The following is a 251-nucleotide window of genomic DNA, read 5'->3' on the forward strand; positions in this document are numbered from 1 at the left end:
CCGTAATCCTGGAACTTGATCATGACCCGACCGAGTTCGTAGCGCAGGTCGAACATGCCGGCGTGCTGCGGCGACGTGGAGCGAGCGTATTGGGTCAATGAGTTAATGCTGTCTTGCAGGCCGCTTTTTACCATCAGCCAATCATAGGTCGTTTTTGCCAGCCAGGTTGCGGTGCGCCCCGGTTCTTTGATGACAACGCTATGTAACAAGTCCTGGGACAGCCAGCCCAGCTCATGTTCAAACATCTGCTG

1 protein-coding gene is annotated in these 251 nt (G+C 55.0%); it reads right to left on the reverse strand.

Features of this window, described 5'->3' with window-relative positions:
• A partial coding sequence (locus AAEZ05_RS29525; protein WP_350650175.1) for an IncC plasmid conjugative DNA transfer DtrJ family protein occupies positions 1–251 on the reverse strand: 251 nt, incomplete at both ends.

This window comes from Pseudomonas sp. HY13-MNA-CIBAN-0226 (assembly GCF_040310305.1).
Taxonomy (GTDB): domain Bacteria; phylum Pseudomonadota; class Gammaproteobacteria; order Pseudomonadales; family Pseudomonadaceae; genus Aquipseudomonas; species Aquipseudomonas gregormendelii.